Source organism: Pseudomonas auratipiscis, from assembly GCF_036324085.1.
Taxonomy (GTDB): domain Bacteria; phylum Pseudomonadota; class Gammaproteobacteria; order Pseudomonadales; family Pseudomonadaceae; genus Aquipseudomonas; species Aquipseudomonas auratipiscis.
In genome coordinates this window covers 12,249-27,080 of the sequence record NZ_JAZDCU010000003.1, presented here as the reverse complement: position 1 = coordinate 27,080, position 14,832 = coordinate 12,249, and the positions used below count along the sequence as shown (strand labels likewise).

General features: G+C 59.0%; 12 protein-coding genes. 6 read left to right on the top strand and 6 right to left on the bottom strand.

The annotated features are described in order from the left end of the window. The first annotated feature begins 13 nt into the window (after nucleotides 1-13). Nucleotides 14-463: a YMGG-like glycine zipper-containing protein gene (locus tag V0R60_RS04950; protein ID WP_136475980.1), complete on the top strand. Its 450-nt coding sequence runs from the start codon at nucleotides 14-16 to the stop codon at nucleotides 461-463. A gap of 19 nt (nucleotides 464-482) precedes the next feature. Here V0R60_RS04950 and V0R60_RS04945 read toward each other — a convergent pair whose 3' ends face one another. From V0R60_RS04945 to V0R60_RS04920, 6 genes are all read right to left on the bottom strand, one after another. Continuing rightward, complete coding sequence (locus V0R60_RS04945) at nucleotides 483-1,079, bottom strand: cytochrome c3 family protein (protein ID WP_136475981.1); 597 nt, start codon at nucleotides 1,077-1,079, stop codon at nucleotides 483-485. Between the two features lie 9 nt (nucleotides 1,080-1,088). Then, on the bottom strand, nucleotides 1,089-1,574 hold the full coding sequence (locus V0R60_RS04940) for a nitrate reductase cytochrome c-type subunit (RefSeq protein WP_330079104.1): 486 nt from the start codon (nucleotides 1,572-1,574) through the stop codon (nucleotides 1,089-1,091). Between the two features lie 11 nt (nucleotides 1,575-1,585). Then, nucleotides 1,586-4,090, bottom strand: a complete 2,505-nt coding sequence (gene napA, locus V0R60_RS04935) for a nitrate reductase catalytic subunit NapA (protein WP_136475983.1) — start codon at nucleotides 4,088-4,090, stop codon at nucleotides 1,586-1,588. Continuing rightward, nucleotides 4,087-4,347 carry a chaperone NapD gene (locus V0R60_RS04930; protein ID WP_330079105.1) on the bottom strand — a complete coding sequence of 87 codons (261 nt, stop codon included), beginning with the start codon at nucleotides 4,345-4,347 and terminating at the stop codon, nucleotides 4,087-4,089. The genes napA and V0R60_RS04930 overlap by 4 nt, the downstream gene beginning before the upstream one ends. A gap of 33 nt (nucleotides 4,348-4,380) precedes the next feature. Beyond that, nucleotides 4,381-4,548 (bottom strand): periplasmic nitrate reductase, NapE protein, encoded by a 168-nt coding sequence (gene napE / locus V0R60_RS04925; protein WP_038610650.1) that lies wholly within the window; start codon nucleotides 4,546-4,548, stop codon nucleotides 4,381-4,383. A gap of 247 nt (nucleotides 4,549-4,795) precedes the next feature. Continuing rightward, on the bottom strand, nucleotides 4,796-8,905 hold the full coding sequence (locus V0R60_RS04920) for an autotransporter outer membrane beta-barrel domain-containing protein (protein WP_330079106.1): 4,110 nt from the start codon (nucleotides 8,903-8,905) through the stop codon (nucleotides 4,796-4,798). Nucleotides 8,906-9,057: 152 nt separating this feature from the next. On the opposite strand from V0R60_RS04920, the gene V0R60_RS04915 reads away from it, so the two are divergent. The 5 genes from V0R60_RS04915 to V0R60_RS04895 all read left to right on the top strand — a co-directional run bounded on the left by V0R60_RS04915 (nucleotide 9,058) and on the right by V0R60_RS04895 (nucleotide 14,536). Continuing rightward, nucleotides 9,058-10,734 carry a response regulator gene (locus V0R60_RS04915; RefSeq protein ID WP_330079107.1) on the top strand — a complete coding sequence of 559 codons (1,677 nt, stop codon included), beginning with the start codon at nucleotides 9,058-9,060 and terminating at the stop codon, nucleotides 10,732-10,734. A gap of 192 nt (nucleotides 10,735-10,926) precedes the next feature. Beyond that, the gene (gene ppk2 / locus V0R60_RS04910; protein ID WP_136475987.1) at nucleotides 10,927-11,748 is read left to right on the top strand and encodes a polyphosphate kinase 2; all 822 of its coding nucleotides are present in this window, start codon (nucleotides 10,927-10,929) and stop codon (nucleotides 11,746-11,748) included. A gap of 206 nt (nucleotides 11,749-11,954) precedes the next feature. Next, on the top strand, nucleotides 11,955-12,818 hold the full coding sequence (locus V0R60_RS04905) for an MBL fold metallo-hydrolase (protein ID WP_330079122.1): 864 nt from the start codon (nucleotides 11,955-11,957) through the stop codon (nucleotides 12,816-12,818). Nucleotides 12,819-12,841: 23 nt separating this feature from the next. Then, nucleotides 12,842-13,591, top strand: coding sequence for an electron transfer flavoprotein subunit beta/FixA family protein (locus V0R60_RS04900; RefSeq protein ID WP_330079108.1), 750 nt, complete (start codon nucleotides 12,842-12,844; stop codon nucleotides 13,589-13,591). Next, nucleotides 13,592-14,536, top strand: a complete 945-nt coding sequence (locus V0R60_RS04895) for an electron transfer flavoprotein subunit alpha/FixB family protein (RefSeq protein WP_136475989.1) — start codon at nucleotides 13,592-13,594, stop codon at nucleotides 14,534-14,536. Nucleotides 14,537-14,832 lie beyond the last annotated feature (296 nt).

Here is a 14,832-nt window from a genome sequence, read left to right as displayed (position 1 = left end):
ATCGGAGCTCATCATGTACAGAATATCGCCGCTCGGCCTTTGCTTGGTCGCCTCCCTTGTCAGCCTCCAGGCATCGGCCGAAACCGTTGTTCCCCTCAACGGCCAAAGCTCACAGCAGATCCAGATGGACACCAGTGAATGCCAGAACAGCGCCAATAGTGCCTCGACCTCGGCCCCTGTTACCGGGGGGCGGGTGAAAGGCGCAGCAGTGGGGGCTGCTGCCGGAGCGGTGGGGGCTCAGGTGCGGGGCAACCAGCATGACGAGGTCTACGACCGCGTCGACGATGACGTTAAGCAGGACTACCGGCAAAACCGCGCCAAAGAAACCGCCGCAGCCGGCATGGTGGTCGGTGGCTCGCGGCAACGCCAGGAGCGCCGCGCCCAGCGCAACAGCAGTGAGTCAACCCATGCCTCGGCATACACCAGCTGCCTGCAGGGTAAAGGCTACCAAGTCACACCCTGATTGATACTGGCGCGTTGCGTTACCAGCCTTTTACCCCGTGCATATCGGGCAATTTGTGGGCGATGCCTTTGTGGCAGTCGATACACGTGGCTTCGCCCTTGGCCAGAGAAGTAGAGTGCATGGCGGCGGCACGCTTGCTCTGGCGCGTGAAGTCCATGAACTCGAAGTTGTGGCAGTTGCGGCATTCGCGCGAGTCGTTGGCCTTGAGCCTGGCCCATTCGTGCTCGGCCAGCTCACGGCGCATGGCAACGAATTTGTCACGGGTATCGATGGTGCCGAAGATTTTCCCCCACACTTCCTTGGACGCCTGCATCTTGCGCGCGATTTTATGTGTCCACTCATGGGGCACATGGCAGTCCGGGCAACTGGCGCGAACGCCGGAGCGGTTGCTGTAGTGAATGGTGTCCTTGAGCTCGACAAACACGTTGTCGCGCATTTCATGACATGACACGCAGAATTTTTCGGTGTTGGTCAATTCCAGCGCAGTGTTGAAACCTCCCCAGAAAATGATCCCGGCAATAAAGCCACCCAAGGTCAGGAAACCCAGGCTGAAATACACGCTGGGTCGACAAAGGATACCCCAGTACTCCTTAAGCAGGGCGAACAGTGCTTTCATGGCGCCTCCTTAAGGTTTTTTAGCGGCGTTGGCGTCGTCTTGCAGAATTTTATCTATGTTTTCGAAGCTATTGCCAACCAGCGGCTGTATCTCTTTCTGCGGTACATGGCACTGGTTACAGAAGTAGCGCCGAGGCGACACGGCTGCCAGCGGCTGGCCATCGCGGTCCATGTAATGGGTGATGCTGATCATCGTCGCCTGACTCTTGGCACTGTTGGCGCGGCTGTGGCACGACAGGCACTTGTTGCTGTTCTTATCGATCTGATAGCCGCGAATGCTGTGCGGAATGGTCGGCGGTTGATCCGGGTAGTTGCGCTCGCGCTTGAGGTCCTTGTTTTCATCATTGGCAATCGCTGCTGCCGGCATGCTTTGGGTCAGCGTGCCGCCTGGGCGACGGCCGTCCGGCCCGGGTGCATCGAGCGGGTAGTCGATATCACCAGCGATGGCCACGCCAATCACGGCAAGCAGGCACAACGGCAAGATTCGAAAGGTCATGACGATGCTCCTCAGGCCACGCTGATCAACTCGATTCGTATGGCGCATTTCTTGTAGTCGGTCTGCTTGGAGATCGGATCGGTGGCATCGAGCGTGACCTTGTTGATCAGCTTGTTGGCATCGAAGAACGGCACGAACACCAGCCCTTGTGGCGGCTTGTTGCGCCCGCGGGTTTCGATCCGCGCGCGGATTTCGCCGCGCCGACTGATCAGCTTCACTTCACTGCCGCGTCGTGCATTCAAGGCCTTGGCGTCATCCGGGTGCATGTACACCAAAGCCGCTGGAACGGCCCTGTACAGCTCTTCTACCCGTTGGGTCATGCTGCCGGTATGCCAATGCTCGAGCACACGGCCGGTACTGAGCCAGAACGGGTATTCGGCGTCCGGGACTTCGGCGGGTGGCTCGTAGGGCAGGGCAAATATGATCGCTTTTTTGTCCGGGTAGCCGTAGAACTGCACGCCGCTGCCCGCTTCGACGTAAGGGTCGGTGCCCTCGCGGTAGCGCCAGCGCGTTTCCTTGCCATCCACCACCGGCCAGCGCAGGCCGCGCTCGCGGTGATAAAGGTCGAACGGTGCCAGGTCATGACCATGGCCACGGCCAAACTGTGCGTATTCTTCAAACAGACCCTTTTGCAGGTAAAAGCCGAAGGCCTTGGCTTCATCGTTCTTGTACCCGGCTTCAAGTTGCTCGACGGGGAACTGGTCTACCTGCCCGTTCTTGTACAGCACCTCATACAGGGTCTTGCCTTTGTACGCCGGTGCCTTGGCCAGCAGCTCGGCAGGCCAGACTTCATCGGTGGTGAAGCGTTTGGAGAACTCGACCAGTTGCCACAAGTCGGATTTGGCCTCACCGGGTGCGCTGACCAATTGGTGCCAGAACTGGGTACGGCGCTCGGCATTGCCAAAAGCACCTTCCTTTTCCACCCACATGGCGCTGGGCAGAATGAGGTCGGCGGCCTGGGCCGATACCGTGGGGTATACATCGGAGACGATGACGAAGTTCTCCGGCTTGCGCCAACCGGGCAGTACCTCCTGCATGATGTTCGGGCCGGCGTGCATATTGTTGCTGCACTGGGTCCAGTACACGTTGAGCACCCCATCCTTGAGCATGCGGCTCTGCTGCACGGCATGAAAGCCAATTTTTTCCTCAATGGTGCCGGCAGGCAGCTTCCAGATTTTCTCCGCGCTTGCCCGGTGCTTGGGGTTGGTGACAACAAGGTCGGCAGGCAAACGGTGGGAGAACGTGCCGACTTCGCGCGCAGTTCCGCAGGCAGAGGGTTGGCCGGTCAGCGAGAAGGGACTGTTGCCCGGCTCGCTGATCTTGCCGGTGAGCAGGTGGATGTTATAGATCAGGTTGTTGGCCCAGACCCCACGGGTATGCTGGTTGAAGCCCATGGTCCAGAACGACACTACTTTGCGCTTGGGGTCGGCGTACAACTCGGCCAGGGCCTTGAGCCGTTCAGCGGGTACGCCGGACTCCTGGGCAGTGCGCTCAAGGGTATAGGGGCGAACGAAGGCGGCGAACTGTTCGAAGTCGATATCACTCCAGGTATTGGCCTTGTCGGCGTTCTTGGCTTTGGTCTCCAGAGGGTTGTCGGGGCGCAGGCCGTAGCCGATGTCATCGGCGCCCTTGGCGAAGCGCGTATGCTTGCTGACGAAGTCCTTGTTGACCGCGCCGCTTTCAATGATGTGGTTGGCGATGTAGTTGAGAATCAGCAGGTCGGTCTGCGGCTTGAACACCATGGGAATGTCGGCCAGTTCGAAACTGCGGTGCTCGAAGGTAGACAGCACCGCGACTTTTACCTGCGGCTGGCTCAAGCGCCGGTCGGTTACCCGACTCCACAGAATCGGGTGCATCTCGGCCATGTTCGAGCCCCACAGTACAAACGCATCAGTGGCCTCGATATCGTCGTAACAGCCCATCGGCTCATCCATGCCGAAGGTGCGCATGAAGCCCATGACGGCCGAGGCCATGCAGTGACGTGCATTGGGGTCGATGTTGTTGCTGCGAAAGCCCGCTTTCATCAGCTTGTTGGCCGCGTAGCCTTCCCACACCGTCCATTGCCCCGAGCCGAACATGCCGACCGAGCTTGGGCCTTTGTTTTTCAGGGCTTCCTTGAACTTTGCCGCCATGATGTCGAAGGCTTTTTCCCAACTGATCGGCTGAAATTCGCCCTGTTTGTCGTACTGCCCGTCCTTCATGCGCAGCAGCGGTTGGGTCAGGCGATCATTGCCATACATGATCTTCGACAGGAAGTAGCCTTTGACGCAGTTCAACCCACGGTTGACCTCGGCTTTGACATCACCGTGGGTAGCGACCACGCGGTTGTCACGGGTGGCGACCATTACGCTGCAGCCGGTGCCGCAGAAGCGGCAGGGCGCCTTGTTCCACTCCAGGGTGACCATATCGGCTTCGGTGATCAGGTTGCTGGCGGTGCTGTAGATGGGCAGGCCAGCCGCTGCTGCAGCAATGGCTGCGGCCTGGGCCTTGGCGAACTCACGGCGGGTCATGCTCATTCGGCTTCTCCTGCAGGGTCGAGGAGTTCGTGATAGATCAACGCCGCATTCAGCACGCCGGGCAAATTGTTGATCTGGTCAATGCGTTGCAGAATCTGATGTTCATTCGCTGTTTCAAGTACCACCACCAATTTTCCGGCGGCACTTTCCTGATGCAATTCCAGGCCGTCAAGCAGGCGCAAGTTAGCTTTTACCACTTCCAGCAATTGCGGACGGGCAAGTACCACAAGGCTGGCAATATGTAGCGTTTCGTCCATGCACTGGCTCCAACAGACACTAAAAAATGCCAATCAATTAGGCGGCCCGGGTGGTCCGTAGAGCATTTGTAAAAACCAGATGATGAAGCCGTAGCCACCGACGATAGCCACCGATAGCAAGGGGAACAGGCAGGCGACGAGGAAGATGAACAGCAACGCCTCTTTGCGACGCACAGGTTTTTGTTCTTCAGCCGATGGCATGGAACGCTCTCCAGGCAGACCTGGATTTAGAGTAGACCTACTCACCTGACGCGGCTAACTGCAGCCCTTTAAATAGACAAAAGGCTTTAAGCACCGAGCCAGGAAGTTTGGATAACAGGCGGCGCCTTAATAATGTAAATACTAGTTATTTGTATCAGCGTTGGCTTTCAAGAAAATACATCAGGCGTGAGAAATGCACAGGGCCCGAACAAGTCGGGCCCTGGCATGAGGATAAACAGGACATGAGTCAGAACTTGACCTTGATGCCAAGGATGCCTTCATAGCCATGGCTGTCGCTGTCCAAACCTTTCTCGTAACCGCCAGATACATGGATGGTGGTTGTTTCGCTGACCTGATAGTCCACGCCCAGGTTCAGCTCGGTCCAGGTTCCGCCCATGTCGGTAGTGAAGGGGATAAAACCATCGTTTGATGAGAACTCGGTTTTCGGCTGGCTCTTGAACTCGTGCCAGACGCTGGGGCGTATCCACAGATTGGTACGGTGCAATTTACCCTTGCCGTCTTCACGGAACAGGTCCTTGTCGATGCGCACCCCGAGGCGTCCGGTCAGGGAATCGACGTCTTCAAAGCGCACATCGGCGGCGGCGTCGTGGCTGTCGTTGATTTTGATCTTGCTGACAATCACCTGGGCTTGTGGCTCGATCTTCAGCGATTCGTCCTTGTTCAGCTTGAACGGGTAACCGGCCTCCAGCGAGGCGGTAATGCCCTTGCCCTTGGTTTTCAACCGCGGCAGGTCATCAGGGTGGGCCTGGATATCGAAGTGGTTGAATTGCAACACGCCATCCAGGTACCAACCTGCAGCACCGTAGTGGGTCCAGTAACCACCGAGGCCAGTGGCGCGCACCTTGGCATCGCCTGCGGCACTGCCGTCGGTGTGTTCGACATCTCCGGCGATCTTGCCAGCAGACAGCGACAGGCCGGCCTGATTGGAGCTGCCGTCGGTGTCTTCACTGTGGTACAGGTCGATACCCACCTGAAAAGCTTGCTGGCTGTAGTCGACGCTACTGCCATTGCCCAGGCTCTGATCGCCCTGGCCATAGATCAATCGGCCCCAGCCCAGCGATGGGCCGTAGTCGCTTTGCGCCTCGTTTGGCAACGGATCGACGGCGTTGCGCACCTCTTCGCCCATACGCTCATGCAGGGTATCGACCAGCATGCGGCTGTAGCGCAGGGTCATGCCGGGAATGGCGCTGTACAACGAGGTTTCCGGGCGGTAGTTGGGCACCTGGCGTGCGGGTTGTGGGGCAGGGGGGACTACCACGGGCGGCACCACGACGGGAGGCACTATCACTGGAGGAACTACCACGGGGGGCTTATCCACGGGCTTGTCGATGGGGTCCACAGGTTTCGGATCGTCATCGTCATCATCGTCGGGGTCAGGTTGCGGTTTTGGATCGACAGGCACCGCGTCCTGGGTCGAGCGCAGATACCATGCCTGAGCGTTGCTGTCATCGAGGCTGGCGCGATGCAAGGTGTATTCATAGGGGCCTGCCTTGACCCGACTGAGCAATCTGAACGCTTGCGCCTGAGTGGTGCCGCCATTGATTGCATCGACGACCTGAATACCATTGCCGCGGGTCAAAGCACCGGGGCCGCCGGTGTTCTTGATCTGCAGATTGCTGCTGCCGCTGGCCTGGCCGCCATCGATCACCAGTTTGTCCGACGGCGACTGGTCGTCGTAGAGATAAGTATTGAGGGCAATGGTGCCGTTATTGCCTTGGTAGCGGTTAACAGTGAGGGTTTTGTAACCGCTGCCGACCGGGGCGCTGAAGTCGATCAGGCTGTTGTCGTTGCCAAGGCTGCTGAGGTTCGAGTTGCCGGTGAGCTTCCACAAGCTGGTATCGCTCATGCTCAGGGTCGAGGTGCTGTCCTGGGCGGTGGTAGCGGCACCGTTGACCTGGGAACTGCTCAGGTTGATGGTGGCAAGGCCCGGCGCTGTTGCACCGGCGTCGACATGCAGCCAATGGCCGCTGCCGCCAGCGATTACATCCTCCAGATCAGCCTCGGCAACGCCGTCAATCGCCAGGGTTGCGCCTTGCTGGTTGTGCAGTACGCTGCTGCGCACATCGGCCTTGCTCACGGCACCGTCGCTGCCTTGCAGGTACAGCGCCGATGCATCGCTACCGGCGGCGCTGACGGTGGTTTGCTCGGCGCTCAACTGGCCACCCTCTTTGACCAGCATCCCGTGCGCATCCGCACCCTGGGTAATGATGCTGGCCTGCGACAGGATCGCTGCGCTGGGTGAGCTGTTCACCAGAACACCGTGAGCGCCCGAACCGCTGGTGCTGGCGACTGTGTTCGCGGCATGTAACTGGCCACCGCGCTCAGCGTGCAGGGCTGCCGAATTGTCACCCAAGGTACGGATGCTGGAATCCCTCAGGTCCAGGGTTGCGGTCTGGCTGTCCTTGAAGTTGCGGCTCACTCGAGCACCGCTGGCATTGGCACCCAGGGTCTGGACGGTGACGCTGTTGGCTTCGAGTACAACGTTGCCGGGTTTGATCCCGCCGACACCCGCGTACAGGCCAATGGAGCGGTCGCCTTCGGTTTTTACCGACACGCCATTGAGCTGCATACTGCCGCCGTCATCCACGGCGGCCCCATAGGCTTGCGAGCCTTGGGTGAGCAAGTGAGTGCCGTTGGCAATCAGCATGGCCCCTTCATTGCGCGAAACCAGGGCATGGGGAAAGGTCAGGTTCGATTGCACTGGCGAGCCATTGCCGCGGGTGGTCACCGTGCCGCCGTTCAGCGTCACCTTGGCGTTCTGGTTAGCGACCACACCGATGGCATTGTCGTCGCCGGAGGTATAAACGTTGACGTTATCAGCGTTGACCGTGGCGTTGCCTGCGCTGATCCCGGCGGCATAGTTGCCCTGGGTGCTGACGCTGGCGTTGCTGATCTGGATGTCCGCGCCGTCGCCTGCGCTAATGCCAAAACTGGATTTCGGCGTGGTGCGTATCTGGCTGCCGCTGAGCACCAGGCGCGATCCCGCGCCCTCGACCAGGACACCGGGAGCCCAGGGACCGTTGGCATTGAGCGCATCCACGGCAATTTTGCTGTTGTCTACCTGTGCCTGGGCGCCAGCAACAATGTTCAGGCCGATGGAACGCGCACCGAACACCGATAGGTCGCTGTTGGAGATCTGTGCCTGGCTGCCGGAGCCTTCGACTGACACCCCATGACCAAAGGTGCCCTGCGTGTGCAGTACGCTGTCATCGATAGTCATATCGCCACCGGCCATCGCCCTGGCTGCTGCGCTGGGGTTACCGGTGTTGCCGCCACCGGTGACAATGATGTGGCTGTCTTTGAGCGAAATGCTGCTGGCCTCGGCACGGGCGCCGGCGACGTTGGCACCGCTGGAACTGATCTCAAGACCGCTGCCGTTGATCCGTGAGCCGCCCAGAGCGTGCAATACAGCCGTTGTAGTCGTGGTGGTTGCGGCGTTGGTGGCGTTGAAGGTGCTGTCGCTGAGTACAATTTCGCTGTTGCCCTCGGCCCGGGCACCACTGGCTGCCGTAGCGCTGGTGTTGACGGTGATATCGCTGGCGCTGATACGGCTGCCGGATTCGGCCTTCAGGCCATGACTGATGTTGGTACCGAGCACGGCACCGCTGCTTGTTATCGTGGTGCCTTTGCTCAGCGTGATGCTGCTGCCATCCTGGGCCAGGACTGCGGTGGAGCCTTTGGCTATCGTGCTGATCGAGCCGCCGCTGAAGTCAATGGCGCTGCTCACACCGTTGGCCAGCAGTGCCACGTTATTGCTGCCGGTGGTGCTGCCCATGCTCACCTGACTGTTGTCGAGGCTGATCACGCCGCCGTTCTGCACCGTGACGCCGGTCATGTTGCTGGCGGTAAACGGCACGCCCAAGGCGGTTTGCGGGAGCATTTCGATACGTACACCAGTGCCGCTGATCTTGCCGCCATCCACGGCCACCAGGGCTTTCTGGCCATTGGCAGTGGCGCCGGTTACCGCACTGTTGATGACGCTGCCTTGCTCGAAGCTGATCTGTATCGCGGCGCCAGCCTTCACGCCGGTAGCATTGGCTGCGCGCAGGTAGACACTGGAACTGTCGACGGCGCCGCTGACGATGCCCACACCGTTGGCCACGGTTACCGTTATCGGGACTGGTACGCCCAGCAGCCCAAGCACGGGTCCGAGTTGCAGTGCAGCAACCGAAGGCGGGTGGTCGTCCAGACGTTCGATGCTGACCACGGCATCTTCGGCCTCAACGTCTTTTATCGACAGGTAACACATGCTCCCCAGGATGAGGCTGATCGCCATGGCCAGGCGGTTGTGCGCCAGGTGGTCCAGTGGCAGTGCAATTTCGCTGACGTGTTTCATGACGATCTCCCAAAATTCATGGATGCAAGTCTCTGCCTAGGCAGGAAGCTGCTCTGTAGGAGTCGCCTTAGTTGCACGTAGGATTTTCGCTGAAGGTAGTGCTGGACTAGGCTTGTTCTTCTGGCCTTGGGTGGCCGGGAAGGAGTCGTCTGATGAGTCGGGTGATGATTGTCGAGCCTTTACCGCTGCTGCGCCTGGCGTTGGGCCAAGTGCTTGAGCGGCTGGGGCATCAGGTCGTCGCCCAGACGGACAACGGTCAGGATGCGCTGCTGCAGGCGCGTAGCGAATCACCGCAGTTGGTGGTGTTGGAACTGGCGATTACCGGGCTCGGCGGTCTGGATCTGACTCGCCGCTTGAAGTTGCGTGATCCGAGTTTGCAGGTGTTGGTGTACACCACACAAAGCACCAGTCAGTTTGCCCGTTTGTGTGGGCAGGCCGGAGCCGATGGTTTTGTCAGCAAGCACGATGAGCTGCTCGAGCTTGAACGCGCCTTGGGCGCCGTGTCCCACGGGCGGCGTTATTTTCCTCGAGACGCTCGGGGCGCAGCGGTTGTGGTGGGAGGCAACGAGCTGGACGCCCTGTCAGCACGGGAATTGACCGTGCTGGAGCTGATCGGCGAAGGCTGCTCGAACCAGGCGATCGCCGAGCAATTGGCGATCAGCTACAAGACGGTCAGTACTTACAAAACCCGCTTGCAGGAGAAACTTCAGGTCGACTCGCGCCTGGCCCTGGCCAACATAGCGCAACGCAACGGTATCGGTACACCCAACATGCCGGCGCTGAATGTTGCCGACGAGCCGGTCAACCACGACCCTGACGCAAGCCAGCAAGCCTTGTTACGGGCCATGCTCGAAGCATCGGCAAAGCCAATGTTCGTGCGTGACCGAGAAGGTCGCTTGCTGATGTGCAACCAACCATTTCTGGCCTTGCACCACACTTCGTTGGAACGAGTGCTGGGACAGCGGTTGGGCGATGCGTTCTGGTTTACACCGGAGCAAGGGCGTTGGTACCAGTCGCGTTATGAAGCTTGCATCGAAAAGGGCGAGTCGTTCAGCGCGCAGAATGTCTTCGAATTCCTGGGCGAACCGCACTATTTACAGTATTGGGCCGAGCCCTGGGTCGATGGCACTGGCGTGGTTCAAGGCATGGTTGGCAGTTTCGAGGACTTGACCGACCGGCATGTTCTGCTGGGTCAACTGCGTGATGCCCATGAACAGGCCGAGTCGCGCTACCGCGAGGTCACCCGTTTTGCCCGTGTGGTCTATGAGGACCTGAATGAACCGCTGCAGCGTTTGCAAACGGGCCTTGGCAAAGCGAGTCTGCCGGCAGCAGGTCTGGCTGCTCTGCATAAACTCAATCGCCGTCTCCATCAACTGGAGCAACTGCTTCGCCTGGAACAACTGCATCCGCCGCTGGTGCCGACTCAGCTGGATATCGTCGAGTGGCTGCAGGGGCAGTTGGCCACTCTCGCTGTGGCGCCATCACTGGACTGCAAAAGCGTGAGCGCACGGCAGCTGTGGATCGATGGCGATCGCTTTGGCGAACTGCTCGGCACATTGTTGCAGTACCTGAATGAAGCGGCGCCACAAACACCGCTCACTATCAGCCTGGCCACTCGCATGCAACTCAGCGGTGTGGTCACGCTGAACCTGGCCGTTTCGCTGTGCCAGCCGCTGGTGCATCGCCAGGGGCTGGCCTTGCAGTTGTGTCGACACCTGAGCCAGTCGATGGAGGGCAGCTTTCGTGATGTGCGTGAAAACGGCGAAACCACATTTCTCATCGAACTCGAGTCGCCTGCGGCATTGGCTGGTTCCCTGCACGGCTATTGATTTGAGACAGAGGCCCGTGGCGCAAGCGCATTAGACTCCTCGCGGGTGCTTGATAATTTTGAGCATAAATGACCCGTACCTCTCACCACTGGCGCTACGCTAGGTTGGTCACGGTGCGATCCGCGAGCTGATGGCGTCCTTGGCAGGTTTGGTCTATCAGTAGTCAGTTACTTACTTGTGTGAGGTCTTGACATGGCAAAAGAGAAAAAGCACGCCCCCAAGGGCAATCCCGAGGCGCGCGGGAAGTTGAAAAACAAGGACTACCTCGAACAGTTGCGCCAATTGCATGTCGAGCTGGTCAAGATGCAGGAGTGGGTGAAAGAGAAGGGCATCAAGGTCTGCGTCATTTTCGAAGGCCGTGACGGGGCAGGTAAAGGCGGCACGATCAAAGCACTTACCGAACGGGTCAGCCCGCGGGTGTTCCGAGTCGTGGCATTGCCGGCGCCTAACGACCGAGAAAAGAGCCAGATGTACCTGCAGCGTTATCTGCCGCACCTGCCTGCTGCGGGTGAAGTGGTGATTTTCGACCGCAGTTGGTACAACCGCGCAGGTGTCGAGCGGGTGATGGGGTTCTGCAGTCAGGAACAGGTTGAAGGGTTCCTTGACGCCGTGCCTGCCGTGGAGCGGGCGATCATCGATTCCGGGGTCATTCTGCTAAAGTACTGGCTGGAAGTCAGCGAAGAGGAACAGACCCGTCGCCTTGAGGCGCGCATAGAAGACGGGCGTAAAATCTGGAAACTGTCACCGATGGACCTCAAGTCGTACAGCCGCTGGTATGACTATTCCCGGGCACGCGACGACATGTTCAAGGCTACCGACACCGGCCACGCGCCTTGGTTTGTGGCTGATTCGAACGACAAGCGCCGTGCGCGGCTGAACATCATTTCCGACCTGCTCAGTCGCATCCCCTACAAGGAAGTGCCGCGCGAGAAGGTCAAGCTGCCTAAACGCCAGAAGAAAGGCGACTATCGGGAGCCGAACTATCAGTTCAAGCGCGTTACCGAACGCTTCTAATCTCCTCGGAACACTGCCTTCTGTGGGCGCCGGCCTTAGCGACGATGGGACTGCTGAACGGTTCCATCGCGGCTTGTTTTATCCTCGCGCAAAAATCGATACCACCCTTCACGGGAGGGGTGCGGTCGACCTTCATTGCATAAGCTGGTCTGACCCAGCGCTTGCCAGGACATTTGGCAATGCGTGCATGCAGAGAGGTTACCGAGGTGTATCGAAAGCTGTTTTCAGTGGCCGGCAGGCCCCGCAGGCTCGATGGTGGGGCGTTGTTTGGCACGACACCGCGCAGCATCTGGAGTGAGTGGCTGAGCGCTGACGTTGAGAATCTGGTCGAGACCGCATCGCGGGCATTATTAGTCCAGCAGGACGGTCGGAACATCCTGGTCATGGCTGGTTCTGATGCTTTGCTGGCGCCGCTGCCGCCCACCTGCCGCTGCCAACGTCCAGCCCCAGGCCTACTCGATAGCTTGGCGAGGTTGGGCGTGACAGAAGAGCAAATTCACGCGGTGGTGCTTACACATCTTCACGCGATGCTCGCGCCGGAGGTACGTCGGGCCGTTAGCGACGGCGACACCCCGCGTTTGCTATTTCCGTCTGCCCGCTACTTGGTCAGCCGCCAGCACTGGAAGCGGGCCAGTCACCCACACCCCCGTGATCGTGTGCTGTTTGTCGGGCAGATCGTCAGCCAGTTGCAAAGTAGTGGCCGTCTAGTCCTGCTGGACGATCAGGCCAATGAACTGTTGGGTGTAGGCTGGCGCTTCCACGTCAGCGATGGCTACACCCCGGGACAGCTACTGCCGGAAATAGATATGCCAGGCGGCCCGGTGATCTTTGGCGGTGACCTGGTGCCCGCCGCGCACTGGCTTGCGCTCGATCTGACTACCGCATTCGACCGCAATCCAGAAGGCCTGATCGATGAAAGGGAAAGTCTGCTGGATCACCTGATTGCCAGCGGCGCAAGGTTGTTTCTGCCCCGTGATCCACAGACTGCGATGATCAAGGTCAACCGCGACCGGCAATCGCGCTATCAACCTTACGACCACCATGACCAAGTCCATCGGCTGGACCTATAAAAATCGCTCAACAGGAGTGCTTTATGAAAGTAATGGCTGCGGTAAAGCGCGTGGTCGACTACAACGTCAAGGTCCGCGTCAAGGCGGATGGCTCAGGCGTCGACCTCGCCAACGTGAAAATGGCGCTCAACCCTTTCTGCGAAATTGCTGTGGAAGAAGCGGTGCGGCTCAAGGAGCAGGGTATTGCTACAGAAGTTGTGGTGGTGACTGTGGGCCCGACCTCGGCGCAGGAGCAATTGCGCACGGCCCTGGCACTGGGTGCCGATCGCGCTGTTCTGATCGAATCCAGCGAAGAACTCAGTTCCCTGGCCGTGGCCAAGTTGCTCAAAGCGGTGGTCGATAGAGAGCAGCCGCAGTTGGTCATCCTTGGCAAACAAGCCATCGACAGCGACAACAACCAGACTGGGCAGATGCTGGCCGCATTGAGCGGTTATGCCCAAGGCACCTTCGCATCCAAGGTTGAAGTGTTGAATGACAAGCTCAACGTCACCCGCGAAATCGACGGTGGGTTGCAGACCGTTGCCTTGAGTCTGCCGGCAATCGTTACCACTGACCTGCGCTTGAACGAGCCACGCTATGCGTCGTTGCCGAACATCATGAAGGCCAAGAAAAAACCGTTGGAAACCCTCACCCCAGAGGCACTCGGCGTGTCTACTGCCTCCACCAACAAACTTTTGAAGGTCGAAGCGCCGGCTGCTCGTAGCGCTGGCATCAAGGTCAAGTCGGTGGCTGAGCTGGTCGAAAAACTCAAGAACGAGGCGAAGGTGATCTAAATGACAATTCTGGTTATCGCAGAGCACAACAACCAGCAGCTCGGTGCTGCAACCCTGAACACAGTCGCGGCAGCGCAACAGTTGGGCGGCGACGTTCACCTCCTGGTAGCCGGTGCCGAGACCGACGCTGTTGTTGCGGCAGCGCGAATCGTCACGGGCATCAGCAAGGTCCTGGTCGCCAATCACGCCGCCTATGCCCACCAGTTGCCAGAGAACGTCGCAGCGCTCGTTACGGGGCTGGTGATCGACCAAAGCGTGATCTACAGCCATGTCCTGGCTGCGGCCACCGTCAATGGCAAGAACATCCTGCCCCGGGTGGCGGCAACCCTGGACGTCGACCAGATCTCCGAGATTATCGCGGTGGAGTCGGCCGATACCTTCAAACGCCCGATCTACGCGGGAAATGCAATCGCCACTGTGCAATCGAATGCTGCCGTCAAGGTGATCACCGTTCGCACCACTGGTTTCGACGCGGTTGCTGGCGAAGGTGGTTCGGCTGTTGTCGAAACCTTGGCGTCGGTTTTTGACACGGGTACTTCGGCGTTCGTCAGCGAGGCGCTGGCCAAGTCGGATCGTCCTGAACTAACAGCGGCGAAGATTATTGTGTCCGGCGGACGTGGCCTGCAAAACGGTGACAACTTCAAGCATTTGTACAGCTTGGCCAACAAGTTGGGTGCGGGCGTCGGCGCTTCGCGTGCAGCGGTTGACGCCGGTTTCGTCGCCAATGATATGCAGGTCGGCCAGACTGGCAAGATCGTCGCACCGCAACTGTACATCGCTGTTGGCATTTCCGGTGCGATCCAGCATCTGGCGGGGATGAAGGACTCCAAAGTCATCGTTGCGATCAACAAGGATGAGGAGGCACCGATTTTCCAGGTCGCCGATTATGGCCTGGTAGCAGATCTGTTCGAAGCCGTGCCCGAGCTGGAACAACGGGTGTCCTGAACCTGCCAATCTGCCTGCGCGGTCTTGCCTCGCGACGCGCTTGACCCTCACCCCCCCACACAAAACGCGGCAGGCAACTGCCGTGTTTTTTGTCTGTCCGCAGTTGTGCAAAGTTGTAACAGGCCCGCTTGGAGCCTGTCTTTAACTTTGATTTAAATATTAATAATCAACTAGATAGATAACTTATGTGATCTGTTACATCACGCACAGTGCCCGATTGTCTCCTTGCTGAACACTCGTTTAGTATGGCCTCAAGTCCTTCCCCCTCACGCCAACCACAATAATTCGAGGCCTCC

What these genes read in the sequence shown, in the direction of transcription:
- V0R60_RS04920 (WP_330079106.1), bottom strand. Translation starts at nt 8,905, where the DNA reads ATGAAACACGTCAGCGAAATTGCACTGCCACTGGACCACCTGGCGCAC.
- V0R60_RS04940 (WP_330079104.1), bottom strand. Translation starts at nt 1,574, where the DNA reads ATGACCTTTCGAATCTTGCCGTTGTGCCTGCTTGCCGTGATTGGCGTG.
- napA (WP_136475983.1), bottom strand. Translation starts at nt 4,090, where the DNA reads ATGAGCATGACCCGCCGTGAGTTCGCCAAGGCCCAGGCCGCAGCCATT.
- V0R60_RS04900 (WP_330079108.1), top strand. Translation starts at nt 12,842, where the DNA reads ATGAAAGTAATGGCTGCGGTAAAGCGCGTGGTCGACTACAACGTCAAG.
- V0R60_RS04930 (WP_330079105.1), bottom strand. Translation starts at nt 4,347, where the DNA reads ATGGACGAAACGCTACATATTGCCAGCCTTGTGGTACTTGCCCGTCCG.
- V0R60_RS04950 (WP_136475980.1), top strand. Translation starts at nt 14, where the DNA reads ATGTACAGAATATCGCCGCTCGGCCTTTGCTTGGTCGCCTCCCTTGTC.
- V0R60_RS04915 (WP_330079107.1), top strand. Translation starts at nt 9,058, where the DNA reads ATGAGTCGGGTGATGATTGTCGAGCCTTTACCGCTGCTGCGCCTGGCG.
- napE (WP_038610650.1), bottom strand. Translation starts at nt 4,548, where the DNA reads ATGCCATCGGCTGAAGAACAAAAACCTGTGCGTCGCAAAGAGGCGTTG.
- V0R60_RS04945 (WP_136475981.1), bottom strand. Translation starts at nt 1,079, where the DNA reads ATGAAAGCACTGTTCGCCCTGCTTAAGGAGTACTGGGGTATCCTTTGT.
- V0R60_RS04895 (WP_136475989.1), top strand. Translation starts at nt 13,592, where the DNA reads ATGACAATTCTGGTTATCGCAGAGCACAACAACCAGCAGCTCGGTGCT.
- ppk2 (WP_136475987.1), top strand. Translation starts at nt 10,927, where the DNA reads ATGGCAAAAGAGAAAAAGCACGCCCCCAAGGGCAATCCCGAGGCGCGC.